Origin of the sequence: Paenibacillus oralis (genome assembly GCF_003863965.1) — a bacterium.
GTDB classification, from domain to species: domain Bacteria; phylum Bacillota; class Bacilli; order Paenibacillales; family Paenibacillaceae; genus Fontibacillus; species Fontibacillus oralis.
The window spans coordinates 5140604-5159085 of the sequence record NZ_RRCN01000001.1; the positions used below are offsets into that span (position 1 = coordinate 5140604).

General features: G+C 54.5%; 16 protein-coding genes and 1 pseudogene. 12 read left to right on the plus strand and 5 right to left on the minus strand.

The genetic code is table 11. The features are described 5' to 3' along the window. Window positions 1–81: 81 nt before the first annotated feature. On the plus strand, window positions 82–756 hold the full coding sequence (locus EHV15_RS22945) for an HAD family hydrolase (RefSeq protein ID WP_128633267.1): 675 nt from the start codon (window positions 82–84) through the stop codon (window positions 754–756). Between the two features lie 432 nt (window positions 757–1188). Then, window positions 1189–2274: a ribosome small subunit-dependent GTPase A gene (rsgA, locus tag EHV15_RS22950; protein WP_246061743.1), complete on the plus strand. Its 1086-nt coding sequence runs from the start codon at window positions 1189–1191 to the stop codon at window positions 2272–2274. 462 nt (window positions 2275–2736) lie between these two features. On the opposite strand, the pseudogene EHV15_RS22955 reads toward rsgA, so the two are convergent. Next, window positions 2737–3068: pseudogene (locus EHV15_RS22955) on the minus strand (alpha/beta hydrolase-fold protein); the annotation flags it as partial. Between the two features lie 165 nt (window positions 3069–3233). On the opposite strand from EHV15_RS22955, the gene EHV15_RS22960 reads away from it, so the two are divergent. Continuing rightward, window positions 3234–4460: an MFS transporter gene (locus EHV15_RS22960; protein ID WP_128633268.1), complete on the plus strand. Its 1227-nt coding sequence runs from the start codon at window positions 3234–3236 to the stop codon at window positions 4458–4460. A 75-nt stretch (window positions 4461–4535) separates the two neighbouring features. Here the strand turns inward: EHV15_RS22960 and EHV15_RS22965 are convergent, their stop codons facing one another. After that, window positions 4536–4775: a hypothetical protein gene (locus EHV15_RS22965; RefSeq protein WP_128633269.1), complete on the minus strand. Its 240-nt coding sequence runs from the start codon at window positions 4773–4775 to the stop codon at window positions 4536–4538. A 328-nt stretch (window positions 4776–5103) separates the two neighbouring features. On the opposite strand from EHV15_RS22965, the gene EHV15_RS22970 reads away from it, so the two are divergent. The 7 genes from EHV15_RS22970 (at window position 5104) to EHV15_RS23000 (ending at window position 11270) form a co-directional block, all read left to right on the plus strand. Continuing rightward, window positions 5104–5931 carry a hypothetical protein gene (locus EHV15_RS22970; protein WP_128633270.1) on the plus strand — a complete coding sequence of 276 codons (828 nt, stop codon included), beginning with the start codon at window positions 5104–5106 and terminating at the stop codon, window positions 5929–5931. Between the two features lie 182 nt (window positions 5932–6113). Next, window positions 6114–6500 (plus strand): GntR family transcriptional regulator, encoded by a 387-nt coding sequence (locus tag EHV15_RS22975; protein ID WP_128635486.1) that lies wholly within the window; start codon window positions 6114–6116, stop codon window positions 6498–6500. Further along, the gene (locus EHV15_RS22980) at window positions 6497–7363 is read left to right on the plus strand and encodes an ABC transporter ATP-binding protein (RefSeq protein ID WP_128633271.1); all 867 of its coding nucleotides are present in this window, start codon (window positions 6497–6499) and stop codon (window positions 7361–7363) included. The genes EHV15_RS22975 and EHV15_RS22980 overlap by 4 nt, the downstream gene beginning before the upstream one ends. Then, window positions 7356–7991 carry an ABC-2 transporter permease gene (locus EHV15_RS22985; protein WP_128633272.1) on the plus strand — a complete coding sequence of 212 codons (636 nt, stop codon included), beginning with the start codon at window positions 7356–7358 and terminating at the stop codon, window positions 7989–7991. The genes EHV15_RS22980 and EHV15_RS22985 overlap by 8 nt, the downstream gene beginning before the upstream one ends. A gap of 464 nt (window positions 7992–8455) precedes the next feature. Beyond that, window positions 8456–9358 (plus strand): transposase, encoded by a 903-nt coding sequence (locus tag EHV15_RS22990; RefSeq protein WP_128633273.1) that lies wholly within the window; start codon window positions 8456–8458, stop codon window positions 9356–9358. Between the two features lie 464 nt (window positions 9359–9822). Further along, entirely contained in the window at window positions 9823–10632 is an 810-nt protein-coding gene (locus EHV15_RS22995; protein WP_128635487.1) for an SDR family oxidoreductase, read from the plus strand. Window positions 10633–10904: 272 nt separating this feature from the next. Further along, window positions 10905–11270 carry a DnaJ family domain-containing protein gene (locus EHV15_RS23000; RefSeq protein ID WP_128633274.1) on the plus strand — a complete coding sequence of 122 codons (366 nt, stop codon included), beginning with the start codon at window positions 10905–10907 and terminating at the stop codon, window positions 11268–11270. A 70-nt stretch (window positions 11271–11340) separates the two neighbouring features. Here EHV15_RS23000 and gluQRS read toward each other — a convergent pair whose 3' ends face one another. Further along, complete coding sequence (gluQRS, locus tag EHV15_RS23005) at window positions 11341–12300, minus strand: tRNA glutamyl-Q(34) synthetase GluQRS (protein ID WP_128633275.1); 960 nt, start codon at window positions 12298–12300, stop codon at window positions 11341–11343. Between the two features lie 174 nt (window positions 12301–12474). Then, window positions 12475–13815 carry a hemolysin family protein gene (locus tag EHV15_RS23010; protein ID WP_128633276.1) on the minus strand — a complete coding sequence of 447 codons (1341 nt, stop codon included), beginning with the start codon at window positions 13813–13815 and terminating at the stop codon, window positions 12475–12477. Between the two features lie 160 nt (window positions 13816–13975). Between EHV15_RS23010 and hrpB the strand changes: the two genes are divergently transcribed. After that, window positions 13976–16636: an ATP-dependent helicase HrpB gene (gene hrpB, locus EHV15_RS23015; RefSeq protein WP_128633277.1), complete on the plus strand. Its 2661-nt coding sequence runs from the start codon at window positions 13976–13978 to the stop codon at window positions 16634–16636. A gap of 806 nt (window positions 16637–17442) precedes the next feature. Here the strand turns inward: hrpB and gccF are convergent. Then, window positions 17443–17604: a glycocin F family RiPP peptide gene (gene gccF / locus EHV15_RS38405; protein ID WP_128633278.1), complete on the minus strand. Its 162-nt coding sequence runs from the start codon at window positions 17602–17604 to the stop codon at window positions 17443–17445. A gap of 642 nt (window positions 17605–18246) precedes the next feature. On the opposite strand from gccF, the gene EHV15_RS23025 reads away from it, so the two are divergent. Then, window positions 18247–18480 (plus strand): helix-turn-helix domain-containing protein, encoded by a 234-nt coding sequence (locus EHV15_RS23025; protein ID WP_128633279.1) that lies wholly within the window; start codon window positions 18247–18249, stop codon window positions 18478–18480. The last annotated feature ends 2 nt before the right edge of the window (window positions 18481–18482 follow it).

Consider the following 18482-nt stretch of genomic DNA (forward strand, 5'->3'; position numbering starts at 1 on the left):
GATCAGGGCCTTGCGCTCTTTTCATTTGACAGCCTGTTTTACAATAGAGAGAGAATATGTAGGGGAGAGAGGGAACTTGAATTGCAGCTAGAAGCGGTGTTGTTTGACTTGGATAATACGCTGATGGACCGGGACCATACGTTTCGCCGGTTTGCGGAACAGTTGGCGCGGGAGTGCCTGTTGCCTGCTTTGGAAGAGGAACGGAATAAGCTGATCGATTATATGATTGAAAGGGATGCCGATGGATACCGGCCAAAGGAGGGCTTCTTCCGGGAGATGATCGAAAATCTGCCGTGGAAAAAGCGGCCCGACCTCGAGGAGCTGAAGGCTTATTATGACCGCAACTATATGACCCATGCCAAAGCGATGGATCACGCGGCCAAGACATTGGAAGCCTGCCGCTCGCGGGGCCTCCGGTTAGGCATCATCACCAACGGCATAAGCCATTTGCAGCACGGAAAAATCGATTTGCTCCGCTTGCGGCCGTATTTTGATACGATCGTCGTATCCGGGGACGTGGACATCCGCAAGCCGGATCCGCAAATTTACCGGCTGGCGTTGGAACGGCTTGGCGTAACCCCGGAGAAGACGGTGATCGTCGGCGACCATCCCCGCAACGATATTTGGGGAGCGGCGCAGGTCGGAATTCGCGGGATTTGGCTGCAGCGCAAACATGCCTGGGACACGGAACTGGCCGGCGGGGAACCTTGGCGTTCCATCCATGAGTTGGACGAAATTCTTCCTCTGCTGGATTGACAAAGCGTGCCCGATCCAATATGATGGATACAAAATCTTGAAGGAGGCTGGTAATTATGAAAAAAGTCCATGTGTCTACGCTTGATGTTCATGAAACTTTTGACGTAAGTACGGCCTTCTTGGCGGAACAGCATTTGCGCTAGCCTTTTGTTAATGCACGAGAGCTAGCGATAAGGTGCAAAGATTACCCAGCCGCGGGACCGTATTGTCGTCCCGCGGCTTTTTGCTGCGCCGCCAGCGAATTTCGTTAGGCGGCCGGGAATAACGCTGCAGGAACATTGCCCCTAATTCCAATTGCACGAGCTTATATGCGCGGAATTGAGGGCGGTTTTCCTGCGGCTTCCAAAGCAGGCGCGGGGCGATAAGCCTCGCGTCTGTTTGCGCTGTTTTAGCAGGGGCTGCACCGCCATACATTTAAGGAGGAATACCCATTTGAATTTGAGCAACTTAGGATGGAATCATGAGCGGGAAACCGCTTTAAGCGAGCTGGGCCTTAAGGAAGTCTGGGCGGGCAGGGTCGTGGCCGACCACGGACGCAAATACCGCATCGTTTCGGAGCGGGGCGAAGGCTGGGCGGAAATGTCCGGCCGCCTGCAGTATGAGCTTGGCGAGCGCAGCGAATTTCCGGCGGTAGGCGACTTTGTGGCGCTCCGTTTTCTGGCGGATGACAGCCAGGATGCGGTGATACACGGCCTGCTTCCGCGGACCAGCCGGATCTCCCGGCGCGCCGCCGGTTCGGTGCCTACTGAGCAAATCGTCGCGGCCAATGTCGATCTGTTGTTTGTGGTCGCCGCGCTCAATCTGGATTTCAACCTGCGGCGCTTGGAGCGCTACTTGATTATGGCCTGGAACAGCGGGGCGTCTCCGGTGATCGTTCTGAGCAAAGCGGATTTATGCCCCGATCCGGAGCGGTATGTTGACGAAACGGAAGCGATCGCGCCCGGGGTGCCGGTCATCGTTGTCAGCGCGATGGAAAACCAGGGGCGGGAGCAGGTGGATGCGCTGCTGAAACCGGGCGTGACGGTCGCCTTGACCGGGTCGTCCGGCGCCGGGAAATCGACCATCCTCAACTGGATGGCCGGGGAGGAGATGCAGCGGACCCAAGGCATTCGCGAGGATGACAGCCGCGGCCGGCATACGACGACGCACCGGGAGTTGTTTGTGCTGCCCCAGGGCGCGGTCATGATCGACACGCCGGGGATGCGCGAGCTGCAGTTGTGGGAGGATGACGGCGGCTGGTCGGAAGCGTTCAGCGACATCGAGGAATTGGCCAAGGCGTGCCGCTTCAGCGATTGCCGGCATCAGAAGGAGGCCGGGTGCGCGGTTCGGGAAGCGCTGCGCAGCGGGCAGCTCGAACGCAAACGGCTGGACAACTATTTGAAAACGCAGCGGGAGCTTAAGTTTCAGGCGGCCAAGGAGCAAAGCCGGCAGCGCGCCGCCAAGGCCGGGGCCGGCAAAGGCGGCGCTCCCCGCGGCAAGGGGGAGCAGCGCCGGCGGTTTGCGCAGGAGTGGGAGTAGTCGGGATTTGACTTATGGGTGTGATTGATTTCCGAGAAATCTCCCCGTAAGATACAGGCAAGATAAGCGGATTTCAGCGATTGGTTCGAATGTTGGCCGACCAACTGCAAAAGTGCATTTGAAAAGGGGCGAATCCGGGCTATTTGAGCGATGAGATGCAAAAGTGCATATGAAAATGGAGCTTGGGAGAAATTTTGCTCAAAACGGTGAAAATGAAATGCACTTTTACCTTTGAACCACCGATTTAGAGGAGTTTCGACAAAAACCGCCTGCACTTTTGCATTTCGACGATATCCAGGAAGGGTGTCGTAAACGCTGACAAAGTCAGTTAGCCATCCATTACAATTTGAAATCAACGTTCATGGAACAAATAGCGCTTGTGGCAACCGTTAGAATAGTTGTGTGGCTAGAAAATGTATCTTGTCAGATCAGATTTAATGCAACGCTTGTGGTAACCCAATATTAAAATGACGGGGCTTGCAGCGGCAGCCATTTCAGCACGTCTAGGATCTTGGCGTCCCAGTAGCCCCACTCATGTTCGCCGGGGCCTTCCTCGTAGGTCAGGGGGATCCCCAGCCGGACACAGGCTTCGCGGAAGGTCCGGTTATCCGCGTACAGAAAATCTTCCGTCCCGCAGCACTGGTACAGCCGGGGGACCGGCTTACCGCGAAGTTTGCGTTATTCAAACGAAATCTTGCATTGATGTCCAAAGCCCCGGATAAGCTGGCCGCCGCTGCAAACATCTCGGGTTTTCGCAAGGCCAGCTTAAAAGCTCCGTATCCGCCCATCCCATCCCACGCCAGGCCAACCCTTGTTTGCCTTTTATGGCTTAGTCCAAATATAACGCCCGCCCCGGGATAATTTCTCTATCCTTCAAAACGCTTTGCGTTAAATCGTGCTACAATAAGAAGGACGGGTTAGTTCCAGGGTATCGAGGTGACAACGCTGGGGGTGGGAAGATGAAGTTCCCCTGGAAAAGAAATCTGTACGTGCTGTGGATCGGGGTGTTTTTTTGCAGCACGGCTTATTCCATGGTCATTCCGTTCATGTCATTGTTTATCGCGCATGATCTCGGAGTGACGAAGAATTTGACCCTTTGGTCGGGCTTTGCGTTCGGCATTACGTTTTTGGCCGGAGCGTTGATATCCCCTTATTGGGGTTCGCTGTCGGACAAATACGGACGTAAGCCGATGCTGCTGCGCTCGGGGTTTTCCTTATGCGCCGTATATATACTTAACTCATTGGTTCAGGATCCGTATCAGCTCATTGCGGTGCGTATTTTATCCGGACTATTGGCCGGTTACGTGCCGTCGGCGATCGCGCTGGTGGCCACGAATACGCCGGAGAAGCAGGTGGGTTACTCGCTGGGAATCATGTCGACGGCGGGGGCGGCGGGAGGTATTATCGGACCGCTCGTCGGAGGCTCGCTCACCAAGTTTATCGGTTACCGCGAATGCTTTCTGGTTGCGGGAGGGGTGGTGTTGTTTTCCGCATTGATCGCTTTGATTTTTGTGAAGGAAGAAAACTTTGACCGCAACCGCGAACGTTCCCATGTGCTAGACGACTTAAAGGAAGCTTCGGCGAACCGTCCGTTTATGGGCCATCTGCTCGTCGTGATGCTCGTCACGGCTTCAGTCATGGTGCTGGAGCCGCTGCTTTCGCTTTATGTGCTCGATCTTGGCGCCTCGGCGTCCGACGCCTCCTTCAGTTCGGGCATTATCTTCTCGGCGGTGGGCATCGCGACCGTGATCGCCGCGCCGATTTGGGGCAAAATCGGCGGCCGCATCGGCTACAAGAATACGTTGATGATCGGTCTGATCGGCGGCGGCCTGGGCAATATTCTGCAGGTTCTTTTCCACAATCAGGTTGGGTTCGGTGCGCTACGTTTCGTGTACGGCTTGTTTTTTGCCGCCGTGTTCCCGGCTTTGAACGCGCTGATCGTCGAGGTCACGAAGCCGGAGTTCCGCGGCCGGGCCTTCAGCCTGAACCAATCGGCCAGCCAGCTTGGCAATATGGTCGGCCCGATCGCAGGGGGCGCCCTTGGCGGCTGGATTTCCATTCCGCTCGTCTTTGTGATGAATGGCGCGCTGCTGGCGATAACCGCAGTGGTGCTACGCCTGAAGCCGCTGCTCCAAAGCAGGCATGCCGACAAAAGACACGATTCAGCAGCCGGCAGGTCCGGTTAATATAGTAAAGAGGCTCCTCCCGTTAGCGTAATGAGCTAACAAGGAGGAGCCTCTTCCGTATCGGCTTCTGCTAGATTAGTAGAGGGAAAGCGCAAGCGTGTCAAATTCGCTTTTGCTGTGAAGGATCGCTTCGGAACCTTCGATTTCGATGCTGATCAGCGAGCTCAAGCATTTTTTCAAGGCCTGTTTGCCGTTATAAAATTTGTACTCGAGCGCGCTGGTCAGCAGCTTTAATGTACGCTGTACAGGCTGCTTGCTGTCGACGTTAAAGTAAACGGGAACGAGATTGTTTTGGAAGTTAATGAGAATTCTCATCGTAATCACCTCAATACAGTGGTTTCATAGTACAATATTAAAGTAAGAAACTTAAAAAAACATTAAGAAAACATTATAATTCGATTAATGTTTGATGACAAAAATCACGGGAGAGGGACTGAAGTCTCTCTTTTTTGCATTTATCTTAAATACGCTTTCAGGATTAAAAAAGTTTCATATCTCTTAAAAAATATGCTTCATGCCCTATTTTTATGGGTATATTGTAATAGAATGGGAAAAATTTCCGAGCACTGCAAAAATAATAAGTGTTATGATTACACCAAAGGAACGAAAATGAAGCTTTGATCCCAAATGAGGAGGTGGACAGATGTTGGTCTCAAGTGCCGTGCGGAAAGGCACGGTGAAGCTGGATGCATACTCCTGGTTTCACTTGACGAAGACTTTAGGACCAGGAGATCTGTTTGAAGCGGACCATCCTTTTTTTAAATATTTGCATAGAGGGCTGCGTAAAAACGATAACTCCACGCCGCCAAGCGACAATTTGCCAAGCTTGCCCCTGCACGTATCGACCTGTCTGACTGCTGCGTTTCTGGCGGGCAAAGCCTGCTGGCTAAATTTTCGGGCCGGGACGAAGTCATATGAACAATATTTATATATGGCCGGAAAACAAATGGTTAAAGTAGAGAAGCTTCACGAGGAATCGCCGCGTTTGCTGTTGGAAAGCGCCGGCGGCATGCAGCAATGGTGCGAGGACCTGACTTTGAAGATGAAATGGAATTCGCACACGCCGCTTGTTGAGCTCCCCGCTTTAATGATGTCCAGAAGCCGGTTTGGAGAGATCATCGGCCAATTGGAGAGGCTGGACCTGGAGAAGTTGACCCAGACGATTACCGCGCTGACGAATGACGAGGAAGGAAGCATTGCGCTCGCCCGCTGCCTGAAAGCTCCCGCGGCGCAGGGAGAAATGCGTTTTTACGCCAAATCGGGGGACTGTTGGGACCTGCAAACCGTACATTTTCTGAACAATGATCATATTAACTGGCTGATCCGGTTCAGCGCCAAACCTGAAGAAGACTGGTTGATCGCCACGCCGACCCCGCGCGACCAATTTCAGGACATGCTGCACATGTGGTTTCGGCAGCCGCCGGAAGCCCGTGCGGAAACCCGAGTGGAGTCCCTGGCGGAATCACGGTGATTCGAATACTGTAAATAGCGGACCGTCTTGGCAAGGCGGCTTCATAAAATGAGGTCAAACGGGAAAACCCGGATGGCCTCTTTTTGTTGTTTTGGAACGTGCAGGGTTGATTTTTTATGTATAAGTGTATATATTGTATATATACATTGTTGACAAAGTATACAACAAAGGAAAGATGAATGATGGATATTTTGCTATCCCACTCCTCGGGTGAGCCGATATACTTGCAAATCGTCCGGCAAATCCGGGAAAGCATCCTGCAAGGGAAGCTTCCCCCAGGCACGGCGCTGCCTTCCATTCGCCAGTTGGCTAAAGATTTGCAAATCAGCGTCATTACGACGAAAAGGGCTTATAACGAGCTGGAGCAGGAGGGCCTTATCGATTCCGTGGTGGGGAAAGGTTCCTTCGTTTCCGGCGGCAATCAGGAATTTATCCGCGAACAGCGGCTGAGAGCGCTTGAGGACAAGCTGCGGGAGGTTCTGGAGGAATGCCGCAGCATTCCGGTGGGCATGGAGGAACTGATCGAATGGATCAAGCTTTTGGACAGTGAAGGAGGACCAAAGAAATGAACGCGATTCAGGTTGAAGGATTTTCGAAGCGGTACGGAAGCTTTGCGTTATCGGACGTGAGCTTTGGGGTGCCGAAAGGATACATTACCGGACTGATCGGCCCCAACGGAGCCGGAAAAAGCACAGTAATCAAAGCGATTATGGGCATGGTGCTGACGGAGCGGGGCGAAATTTCGGTGCTCGGAGAAAAGGCGGGTTCGGAACATGCTGGCTATAAGCAGCATATCGGTTTTATTTCGGACGAAAATATCTTTTATGATTATTTGACGATGGAGCAAATGAAGCGGATCGTTGCCCCGTTTTACCCCCGCTGGGACGAGGCGGTTTTCGACCAGTATATGGACCGGTTCGAACTGCCCAAACGCAAGAAGATCAAGGATTGCTCCAAGGGGATGAAAATGAAATACGCAATCGCGCTCGCTTTGTCGCATCATCCGTCCCTGCTCATTATGGACGAACCGACGGCAGGGCTCGACCCCGTTTTCCGGCGTGAACTGCTGGACCTGCTTGCGGAGTATATCACCGACGAGGAGAACACGGTTTTGTTCTCTACGCATTTAACGGCCGATCTCGACCGGGTGGCGGACTATGTGACCTTTTTGAATCGCGGGAGCCTCGTATTTTCCGACACGAAGGATGATGTGCTCGATCGGTATGTGCTCGTCAAAGGCGGCCGCGATTTGCTGGATGCCGATGTGCGCCGCGTCCTGATCGGCGTGCGGGAGACGGGGGTTGGCTTCGAAGGCCTGGCGCCGGACCGTAAGCAAGCCCGCGAGCTGTTCGGCGGCGAGGTGCTGTACGATCGGCCGACGCTGGAAGAAATCATGTATTTTACGGTGAAGGGAGAGAAAGCGAGTGTCTAACATCGTTCATTTGTTGCACAAAGATCTATTGTTGATGAAGCGTTATATCGGGGTATTGGCGGTGTATGCCATCGTGTTCTCCGGATTCGTTCAGACGAACAACTCGTTTTTGTACGGGATGCTGCCGGGGATGGTGTTGATCTTGACGCTTAGCGCTGACATGCAGTTACCGGTTCAGCAGTTTCTCGTCAACTTGCCGGTGCGCCGCAGCCTGCTCGTTTTATCGAAATATGCCTCCGCGTTTTTTTTCATGTTGGCGGCATTCCTCTTGTGTCTTTTGCTGGATGGAGGAGCCGCGGCGCTGCAGGGAGTTCCCGTTAACTGGGAGCCCGCATATTTACTCGGCGTGTTTTCGGTGCAGATTCTGGTCATGTCCGTTTATATTCCGCTTTATTTTTGGCTTGGTCCGAAAGGGGCCCAGTTTTTGAACATCGCCATGATGATCTTCTTTTTTGGAGGCAGCTTCGCCGTATACAACATATTGGGGAGCGAGCGTGCTATGGCGCTGATCGCGCGGTTCGGGGAGCACCCGTATGCTTCCGTCTTGATGGGTGTCTGCGCGGCGGCGCTTGCCGTTTTCGTTTCCTTCAAGATATCGTGCCTGATTTTTGCAAAACGGGACTTGTAAAAAAACGTCTTTCGACGTACTTTCAAAGAAGACAGACCGCGTTTAGCGGAAGTTTTCCCCACGATTATAGAATTGCTCAGCTCCGCTGAGAACTTATAAACTTAACTTTCGCAGCAAAAAATCGGCAGGCAAGCCTTGATGTAGCCAAGCAACTGATGTAAGGCAACCAGCGCATTTACCTTTTGCACCGTCCTGTTTCGAGAAGTGTCACAAATCGACGCCAGGTGAGGGGCTGTCTAAAGGGTTCGTGTCTTGGTGACCTTGACTGCTGCTTGCCCTTGCACGATTATCCCTTTCGTTAAGGGAGCAGGTGGGGGGCTAGAGCAAGGGTTCCAAAAAAAAGAGATAAGGAAAAAATGAGGCGGTTCAGGTGAGATTTTCGGCTTGTTAAGAGAACGTATGTTTGGTATAATGGAACAAAACGAACGTATGTGCGCAAATTCTTGATTCGGGGGCGAGCGAACATGGGGGTCATTGTGGGAACGGAACTTCAACCATTCAGCAGCCGTTATAACAGCGAGCAGGCCTGCATGGAGGCGCTGATCGCGATGAAGTGGCGAAGCGGCTTCGTCTGCCCGCGCTGCGCTCACACCCGGTGCAGTCGTCTGACTTCCCGGCATATCCTCTTGTTCGAGTGCGGAAAGTGCAAGCATCAAACGTCGCCTTTGGTCGGCACGATTTTCGAAGGAACACATCTGCCCCTGCTCAAGTGGTTCGAGGCCTTAGAGTTGTTCCTGCTCCCGGACGGCATCTCGGCGAGGCGACTGAGCCAGGTGATCGAGGTCACCTACAAAACCGCCTGGTTGATGCTGCACAAAATACGCCATGCCGCCGGGGAGTTCGATGCCCGGGAACTGCTCTGCGGAGACGTGAAGGTGAACAGCGATCTGTATGGGCGTAATCCGTCCCGGTGTCAGTTTCCGCATCCGTATGCCTCGGCGGTCGTAGCGGGATGCACGGTCACGGAATCGGGCGAGCCGGAGCAGGTCAAAATCCGCCTGGTGCCGCATAAGAGAGGAGACGGGAAAAGGGCAAACCGTCACGAACTCGCCGCGTTCATCAACGGGCATGTAGATGTCCGTACATCGGCGGTAGAGTCGTTCCCCCTAGCCTTTCGGCTGTATGCGCCCTTGCGGAAAGTGGTGAGAGAGGCGTGGGAATCGCTGAAGAGTACGTATATAGCCTTGGGACTGAAGCATCTGCAGGCGTACCTAAACGAGTACACCGTACGCCGCTCGCTGCGCCGGCCCGGAGCGGAAGAAACGATGCGGCAGAAGTTGCTGCGCATGTGTGTGGCGATTCCGGCGATCCCTTACCGCCGGCTAATCGCGCGCCAACCGAACCAGCCCCTTGTGGCTGCGGCCTGATCGAGACGCTGGAACGGCTGGGGAGTTTAACGCAAATCAACTTAATGGGTAGGGGTTAGCATGAACAGTCCGGGCGTTGCTGCAAATGGAAGGGTTCAGGCTACAGCAAAATCACGGTCTTTTCGTTTCCTCGCGTCTTGTCCTTGATCTCTTGTCCGGTCTGTTTCACCTCCCTAAACTGATTCCTTCTCCTAAGCCCGTCTAAATTATCTCGAACCTATCTGCTTCTCCACCAAATATTTTCTTCTCCCGAGCTTGTCTGTTTCTCTGCTACTCTGATCAAACGGGATAATCGTGCAAAGTCTGCGAACAGCGATTGTTTATCTGCCGGCCACCGCACTTCCCTATCCTCAAGCTGATTCTTAAAAAATATCGTGACTAAATGACACCCCTAGATGGGCAATCTGGAAAGAGGCAGAAAAATGACTTTTCGAACTACCTCTAATAGGAGTGTGTGACAGATGATGACAGGACACCAAACAACCCCGCGCGGGCGTTTCGAGGGAAAAACGGCGATCGTAACTGGAGCCGGGTCCGGGATCGGTAAAGCGGCGGCCGTCAAACTGGCCGGTGAAGGCGCAAAGGTGGCGCTGTTCGATCTGCTGGATGAACGGACTCAGAAGGCGGAGCAGGAAATCAACGGCCTCTACGCCGGGGCGGCCCAGGCCTTCGATGTGGATGTCGCCGATCCGGCGCGTATGGAGAAGGCGGTCCGTGAGGCGGCCGGGCATTTTGGGGGGATCGATATCGTCTTCGCAAACGCCGGCATCAACGGGAGGCTGGCCCCGGTGGAGGATTTTAGCTTGGAGGAATGGGAAAAGACGCTGAGCGTCAACTTGACCGGCACGTTTTTGACGGTAAAAAATGCGGTCCCGTATTTGAAGCAGCGCGGCGGCGGCAGCATTATTATCACGAGTTCGATTAACGGCAACTATACTTTCTCCGGCTTCGGGATGTCGGCATACAGCACCACCAAGGCAGGACAGGTCGCTTTTGCCAAAATGCTCGCCCTGGAGCTTGCCAAGTTCAAAATCCGCGTGAATGCGATTTGTCCGGGAGCAATTGCCACGAATATCGACGCCTCCACGAAAAAAAGCAAGGACCTGCAGGAGATCGTCATCCCGGTCAAATATCCGGAAGGCTCGCAGCCGTTATCCGATGGGCCGGGGCAGCCGGAGAACGTTGCCGACCTGGTCGCTTTTTTGGCCTCCGACGAAGCGCTCCACATCACCGGCGCCCAAATCGTCATCGACGGTGCGGAATCGCTGCTGTAGCCGGAATTTAATTTGGACGCTTCAGGCGCTCGCTTCCGGAAATATCCAATGAACCCCAGCAGCCAGGAAAGGAGGGGCTCATTACTCTGAATGAAGGTGGTGGGGATGGTGGGTGACGGGGCGTGTTTTCAGCGGGGCCGAACCATTGTATAATCGCAAGTAAAACCGGCATTTAGGGTAATCAACTTTTAAGTACTGGCAACTATTTGGGTATTGCAGAATTTTGCGGCGATAGAGTGGCTGAAGCAATTATGCGTGAAGGGGGAGATGAAATGCTGTCTTGGCTCGCTGAGCAAAAAATAACCGAAGCGATGAAGCGCGGGGAATTCGATGATTTGCCCGGGAATGGGCGGCCGCTCCAAATTGAGGATTTATCGTCCGTCCCGGAAGAGCTGCGGATGGCGTACAAATTGTTGAAAAACGCCGGTTGCGTTCCGGAGGAATTGAACCTGCACGGCGAATATCTGCGGTTGACCGATTTGATCGCGGCCTGTCAGGACGAGGAGGAGAAGCGGGAGCTGAAGAAGAAGCTGTCGGAGCAGCAGTTGCGGCTTAATATGCTGGCGGAACAGCGTGGGCTAACTCATAGTCCGGCGTTCCGCCAGTATGAAGACGCGATCCGCCGGAAGCTGGAGTAGGCAAGCGCTTTGGCTGGAGGCTAGAGACCAGCCGGGGGCGCCCGGGTCCCGCTTCGCTTCAAGGCAGCGGTTACGGCAGCAGCTGGCGCACCATCGCTTCCGTTAGAATAAACGGCTCGCGGGCGATTTTGTCCAAATGGAACTCGCTGATCAAATCGCCCGCGGCGGCCGGCTCCGGCCGATCGGCCAGGCCGCTGATGAACGCCAGCCAGCCGATGACGGTCTCCGGCCGCGTACCCGCTTGGCGCAGCGCGCCGATGCCGAGGTCGCCGTGCCGCTTGGCCAGCCGCCGCCCGTCCTCGCCAAGGATAAGCGGGGCGTGGGCAAAGGCGGGCGGCGTCCATCCGAGCGCGGCGTACAAATGGAGCTGGCGGGGCGTGGAGTCCAGCAAGTCGTCGCCGCGCAGCACGTCGGTGATGCCCATCAGGGCATCGTCGACGGTGACGGCGAGCTGGTACGAGAACAGCCCGTCCGCCCGCCGCACCACGAAGTCGCCGCCGCTGCCCGGCGGGAACGGCTGCGGCCCGGCGATGCCGTCCATGAAGGCGGCGCATTCGCCGCCCAGCGCGAAACGAAGCGAAGGCGATTTCGCCTGCGCTTTGGTCCGGCGTTCCGCCGCGGTTAAATGGCGGCACGTTCCGGGGTACGGTGCGCCTTCCGAGCTTAACCCGTGCGGCGCTCCGGCCACGGCCAGCAGCTCCGCGCGGCTGCAATAACACGGGTACAGGCGGCCGTCTTGTTCCAGCTTGGCCAAAGCCTCTTCATATATCGCCGTCCTGCGGCTTTGCCAATACGGGCCGCACGGGCCGTCCGCGCCAGGCCCCTCATCCCAATCCAAGCCAAGCCATTGGAGATCGGCGATAATCCGCTCGGTGATTTCCGGTTTTGAGCGCTGGATGTCGATATCTTCGATCCGCAGCACAAAAGCGCCGCCCGCCGCCCGCATCTGCAGCCAGGACAAAAGCGCAATTTTGGCGTTGCCCAGATGCATGTCGCCGGAAGGCGTCGGCGCAAAACGCCCGCGTCTCATGGTGATCACTTCCCTTAAGATGTTGTACAAGCAGTAAAAGCGCTGGTTTTCGAACGGGGATTGCGTTCAGCGGAAGTTTAACGGTTGTAGCAGCCGCTAATTTGCGAAAAAAGATCTTTTCTAATTTCATAGAATATTTTCATGGGTAGAAACATTTATTGAACAGTTCGGCCTTTACAGCGGTTCCTGTAGTTCTGCTTCCGGAAGCTCGGGCATATCGATTTTTTCGATTTCGATTTTCCGGATGCGGCTTTCTTCCCGCTCCAGCACCGTAAAGCGGAAATCGCCGTACATAAGCTGCGTGCCTTCCTCGATGTCCATGTTTTGCCCGTAAACCCATCCGCCGATCGTATCGGTTTCCTCTTCCTCCAGATCGGTCAGCAGCAGGTCGTTAATCAGCGAGATGGACACTTTGCCGTCCACAATGAGATGATTCGCCGCAACTTCGGTAATTTCCTGCTCCTCCTCGGCATCGAATTCGTCGCGGATGTCGCCGACGATTTCCTCCAAAATGTCCTCGATCGTCACCATCCCGGACGTACCGCCGTATTCGTCGATCAAAATCGCGATGTGGGAGCGCTCCTTCTGCATTTTTTTCAGCAGCTTGGGCAGAGAGATGTTTTCAGATACGGTCATAACAGGCCGAACGAGCGAGTCCAGCGACACTCGAAACGTTTCCTCATCGGACAAAAACAGCGTCTTCGTGTTGATCATTCCGACAATGTCGTCCTTATTTTCCCGGATCACGGGGTAGCGGGTATACTGCTCTTCCTTGATGATCTGCAGGTTTTCCTCCAGCGATCTGCCTGCGTGCAGGCAAACCATGTCGGTCCGCGGCACCATGATGTCCTTGGCGAGCTTATCGTCGAACGCGAAGATCCGGCTCACGAAGCTGTATTCGTTTGTGTTGATTTGCCCGCTTTCCAGACTTTGGCTGAGCAGGGCCCGCAATTCTTCCACACTGTGCGCTTCGTTCCATTCCGCGGGCGGTTTGAGGCCAAGCAGTGAAACGATCCAGCGGGAAGACCGGTTAAGCAGCCAAATAAAAGGATAAAGCAGCGTAGCGAACCATAGAAGCGGCCGGGATGCGGCCAGTGCGAACGATTCCCCTCTTTGGGCGGCAAGCACCTGCGGCACCAATCCGCCAAGCACAACATGCAAATACGTGATGAAAATAAAAGCGATCAGAAAGGAAAAAAACGATTCCACCGGTTCGGACAAGCCGAGATAAAAAAACAGCGGCCGCAGCAGCCGGCGAACGGCCGGTTGTCCCAGCCAGCCGAGCGTTAAGGAGATCGCCGTGATGGCGAGCTGGCAGGACGACAGCGCCTGATCCGCGCGATCGGCCAGTTTTTTTAAAGTGTCAGCGTTTTTACGGCCCTCTCGCAGCAGCGCATCTACCCGCCCCGGGCGAAGCGCGCGCAGCGAAGATTCGGCAACCACGAACAAAGCGGTGACCGCAATCAGTCCAAAGATGACGGCAAGTTTGATCAGATCGGTTCCGTACACACTCATCCTTTTCGAAAACTCCTTTGAACCCTCAAAAGGCAGAATATCGGCATCAAAGATGTCGCTCTGATATTGCTCTATTAAGGTTGTTCAAAAAAGGCGGTTTTGATCACACCTAAGGGGAATGTGGTAAAATCGATACGAATAGTGACTTAAGGAGAGAACGATGACGAAGCTGCCTGAACCTAGACCGATGCCTATAGATGAAGCGATTCCCGCATTAAAAGACAGCCTGCGCACCGCAGGTGCCGCCGTCCTGCTGGCCGAGCCCGGAGCGGGGAAAACGACGCGCGCGCCGCTGGCTTTGTTAAGCGAGCCGTGGATGGAAGGCCAAAACATTATTTTGCTGGAACCGCGCCGTCTTGCGGCCCGTTCCGCCGCCGTATATATGGCCGCGCAGCTCGGCGAACGGGCCGGCGAAACGGTGGGCTACCGGATGCGCGGGGAGAGCCGCGTGTCGCGAAAAACGCGGATTACCGTTGTGACGGAAGGGATATTGACCCGGCTGCTGCAGCAGGACCCGGCGCTGCTGGGGACGGGGCTCATCGTTTTTGACGAATTTCACGAGCGCAGCCTGCACGCCGATCTGGGGCTGGCGCTGGCGCTGCAGAGCCGCGAACTGCTGCGTGACGATTTGCGGCTGTTGATCATGTCGGCGACGCTGGACGCGGAACCGGTCGCCCGGCTGTTGGGGGATGCGCTGGTTGTTCAAAGCCGCGGCCGCATGTATCCGGTGGAGACGGTTTACCTGCCGCAGGCGCCGGCAGCGAAAGAGCCGCTTGAAACCGTGGTGGAGCGGGCGGTGCGCCGCGCTTTGGCGGCGCATGAGGGCAGCCTGCTCGTGTTTTTGCCCGGCGCCCGGGAGATCCGCCGTGTTGAGTCGCTGCTTGCGGGATCGCTGCTGCCCGCGGGCGTGCTGCTCACGCCGCTATACGGGGCGCTGCCGCAGGAGGCGCAGCGGCGGGCGATCGAGCCGGCGCCGGCGGGACAGCGCAAGGTGGTGCTGGCCACGTCGATCGCCGAGTCGAGCTTAACCGTGGACGGCGTGACGGTCGTCATCGACAGCGGCCTCCGGCGCACCAGCTTGTTCTCCCCGCGGACCGGGATGAACCGCCTGGTGACGGTCCGGGCCGCCCGCGATTCCGCCGACCAGCGGCGGGGCCGCGCCGGGCGAACCGCGCCCGGCATATGCTACCGCCTCTGGAGCGAGGCGGAAGACCGCGCGCTGCCCGCGCGCACGCCGCCGGAGATGCTCGAGGCGGACCTGGCGCCGCTCGCGCTGGAGCTGGCGGCGTGGGGCGCCGGCTCGCCGGACGAGCTGGCCTGGCTCGACGCGCCGCCGGCCGCGCCTTACGCCAGCGCCGGCCTGCTCCTGCAGCAGCTCGGCGCGCTGGATGCGGCCGGCCGCATCACCGGGCACGGCCGGCAAATGGCCGCGCTCGGGCTGCACCCGCGGCTGGCGCATATGCTGCTGCGGGCGCGCGAGCTTGGCCTGGCCGAGCCGGCCTGCGCCTTGGCCGCGCTGCTCGAAGAGCGCGACCTGCTGAAAGGCGCGGCCGGCCGGGACGGCGACCTGCGCCACCGCCTCACGCTAGTGCTGAACGCGGCCAAGGGAGCGCGCGGCACCGGCTCGGCGCAGGAGGCGGACCCGGCCGCCCTGCAGCGCATCCTGCAGCTCGGCCGCCAATGGAAGGCGCGGCTGCTGGAGCTGGATCAGCCGGCCAACGACGCTGCCGCTGCAGGCTTGGCCGCGCCGCCGGCAGCCCAGACGCCGGCTCCCGGGCCACTGCCGCCCCAAACGCGGCCTGCTCAAGCTCCTCCGGCCCAACCTCGCGCCGAGCTTGGCCCGCAGCAGCCGGACCGGTATTGCGGCCTGCTGGTCTCTTTCGCTTATCCGGACCGGATCGCCATACGACGCCCGGACGGACGGTATTTGCTGCGAAGCGGGCGCGGGGCGGTTTTGCCGGTAAAAGAGTCCCTCGGGGCGGCGGCTTTTCTGGCCATCGCCGATGTGGACGACGAGGGGGCGGAAGGGCGAATTCTGTTGGCTGCCCCCTTGGAGGAGGAGGATCTGCGCCAATATTACCGGGAAGAGATTCAGGAGGAGCAAACCGCAACCTGGGATGACGCTTCCGGTACGGTCCGCGCTAGAATCCGCCAAAAGTTCGGAGCGATCGTACTTGCGCAGCGGCCCGATCCCGAGCCAAAGCCCGAGCAGTTGGCCGGGGCGCTGCTCACGGCAGTGGCGGAGAAGGGCGTAAGCATTTTGCCCTGGAATGACAAAGCGCGGAAACTGCAGGAGCGGCTCGCCTTTTTGCACTGCATAGACGACCGCTGGCCGGACGTATCGGATGACGAACTGGCCGCTACGGCGGAGGAATGGCTTGCTCCCTATGTATCCAGCGTTCGTAAACGTGCGGATTTGCAGGCCATCTCGCTCTACAACATCCTGGAAAACCGGCTTACATGGGAACAACGGCAGGAATTAAACGCCGAAGCTCCTACGCATTTACCGGTGCCCAGCGGTTCGAAAATCCAGATTCATTACGAAAATCCGCAGGCGCCATTTGCTGCGGTCCGCTTGCAGGAAGTGTTTGGCTTCATGGAGACGCCGCGCATCGGATACGGGCGGGTTCCGCTGACGTTGCATCTGTTGTCCCCGGCGGGCAGACCGGTGCAAATCACTTCCGACCTCCGCAGTTTTTGGGAGACTACCTACTTTGAAGTTAAAAAGGATTTGAAAGGCCGGTATCCCAAACACTATTGGCCCGATGATCCTCTGCAGGCCATCCCGACACGCAAGGTTCGGCCCGACGGCCACCGATAAGCCCAAAGCTCACATGCTGTGAAACGCTTTCATTTTTCTCTTTGTCGAGTTCCAGATTATGGATTAAGATATGCACATAACCGCAAACCGATCCTAAATGACGTGTTACCGTTGGACAGCAATGGGCATGAGTCAAGGGAAGAAGTCCTATTCCTATATTGATAGGCTTCTTTTCTTGGCTCTTTTTTTGTTGGATTTTTATTTGTGCCTTGTTTTGATTCAGACAACGGTAAATATTCAAACGGTGCAAATATGATTAAGAAAAAAAATGACTGGTGGCAAGTAGGTAGTAATATTAGCTCCGATTACAGGCAATGTTTCGGATAAGCTCGTAAGGGGATCGTGATTCTGGTCAATGTCCGGAGGGTTTGCAGTCGTTAGACAGTGGACAGGGTTAGCGGAAAATGTTGAGATATAGTCGCATTTTTTTAATTACTGAAAAATAATGATAAATGCTCAATACATCGTTAATGCTCATGAGAGCCATTGTCCACCGTGACGTCGAGCTGATAGGAGTATATTCATCTGCCAGTTGCACGTTAAAGTCTCCACAGCTATCGCCAAGGTGCACATCCCCTGAAGGTACGATCAAGGCGAAAAACGTTTGAAGACGTATATGGTAAAACCGTACGGTTTGGTGGGGAGAGGGCTGGTAATCCAGGCCCCTTACTCTACGCTACCGACTTCGATTGGCTTATGAATATAAACAGAAATCACCGCTCATCTTTCGTCAACGGAAGTGAGCGGCGATACTCTGCGAGTAGAATTTTTTACGGTTAATTAAACTTATTTACGGCTTACAGGGATTACCTTGAACACTGCTGAAGAATCCAGCCACATGTCCCACTATCATATCCTGAGGAACAAAGTGCAATATAATATAAACATTCGGCTGTAGTGAATCCCTTGCCCTCTACTGAATACTCTTGAATTTCTTTTTCAGATAGAATTGTTTTTAATTGTGACATTTTTACCCTCTCCTTTTAAATTGATTGATTCAAAAAAATATAATTCTACCCACAAAGATTCATTTCAAGTATAGCAATTTAAAGAAACTATTATTCTATTTAGGACATATTGTCCTAAATAGAATAATATAACAAAAACTTAATTATATTGTTTATAACTAATTAATAAAAGTCTTTCAGAACTTCAGAACAGTTTGAGAGGGGGAACTGAAGACAAACGTTTTTAAGCTCATTTGGTGTGCTCATTGATGGGATTAGTTATAAGGAACAAGGAACGAATAAAAAATGGGGAGCTGAGAAGCGAGGCAGTGGACTTTGATTAGAGTAGGGATCGCGAGCATAGTAGTAGTAGTATGAAAGAATTAAGTACGAGCGGATCCTGTGTGTGTAATGAGTCGAGTTGTTCTTAGCAAAATATTTTTTTAGTCTAACTAAAAATTGATCGAAGGAAAATAAATCCCTTATCTCGTGATTGCTGGGATATTTAATGAAAAAAATCGGGGATTTTTAGATTGATAAACGGTATTCTGACATATGAATTTCAAAATGTGGTGCTGGTACATATGAAAAATTCCCCTACAAAAAAATCCTTGCCTTGTCTGGCTCGGCGATGCCAAGAGAATACTTTAAGGGGCGAAAAAAATGAGTATAGCAAAAGCAAGACTACAAGACTTGAGAGAAGAGAAAAAGTTGACTCAAAAGGAAATAGCTGCTTTTTTATATTGCGATCAATCCTTATATTCTAAATACGAAAGACTAGAGCGAGATATTCCAGTTTATTTATTGATGAGATTAGCAGATTATTATGAAACCAACCTAGATTATATGCTAAAGAGAACAGATATAAGGAAAATGTATCCTAGAAATAAAAGATAAGG

Bases quoted from the DNA above. Each gene is read 5' to 3' on its own strand.
- EHV15_RS22960 (WP_128633268.1), top strand. From the start codon at position 3,234: ATGAAGTTCCCCTGGAAAAGAAATCTGTACGTGCTGTGGATCGGGGTG.
- EHV15_RS22965 (WP_128633269.1), bottom strand. From the start codon at position 4,775: ATGAGAATTCTCATTAACTTCCAAAACAATCTCGTTCCCGTTTACTTT.
- EHV15_RS22970 (WP_128633270.1), top strand. From the start codon at position 5,104: ATGTTGGTCTCAAGTGCCGTGCGGAAAGGCACGGTGAAGCTGGATGCA.
- EHV15_RS22975 (WP_128635486.1), top strand. From the start codon at position 6,114: ATGGATATTTTGCTATCCCACTCCTCGGGTGAGCCGATATACTTGCAA.
- EHV15_RS22980 (WP_128633271.1), top strand. From the start codon at position 6,497: ATGAACGCGATTCAGGTTGAAGGATTTTCGAAGCGGTACGGAAGCTTT.
- EHV15_RS22990 (WP_128633273.1), top strand. From the start codon at position 8,456: ATGGGGGTCATTGTGGGAACGGAACTTCAACCATTCAGCAGCCGTTAT.
- EHV15_RS22995 (WP_128635487.1), top strand. From the start codon at position 9,823: ATGACAGGACACCAAACAACCCCGCGCGGGCGTTTCGAGGGAAAAACG.
- EHV15_RS23000 (WP_128633274.1), top strand. From the start codon at position 10,905: ATGCTGTCTTGGCTCGCTGAGCAAAAAATAACCGAAGCGATGAAGCGC.
- gluQRS (WP_128633275.1), bottom strand. From the start codon at position 12,300: ATGAGACGCGGGCGTTTTGCGCCGACGCCTTCCGGCGACATGCATCTG.
- EHV15_RS23010 (WP_128633276.1), bottom strand. From the start codon at position 13,815: ATGAGTGTGTACGGAACCGATCTGATCAAACTTGCCGTCATCTTTGGA.
- hrpB (WP_128633277.1), top strand. From the start codon at position 13,976: ATGACGAAGCTGCCTGAACCTAGACCGATGCCTATAGATGAAGCGATT.
- gccF (WP_128633278.1), bottom strand. From the start codon at position 17,604: ATGTCACAATTAAAAACAATTCTATCTGAAAAAGAAATTCAAGAGTAT.
- EHV15_RS23025 (WP_128633279.1), top strand. From the start codon at position 18,247: ATGAGTATAGCAAAAGCAAGACTACAAGACTTGAGAGAAGAGAAAAAG.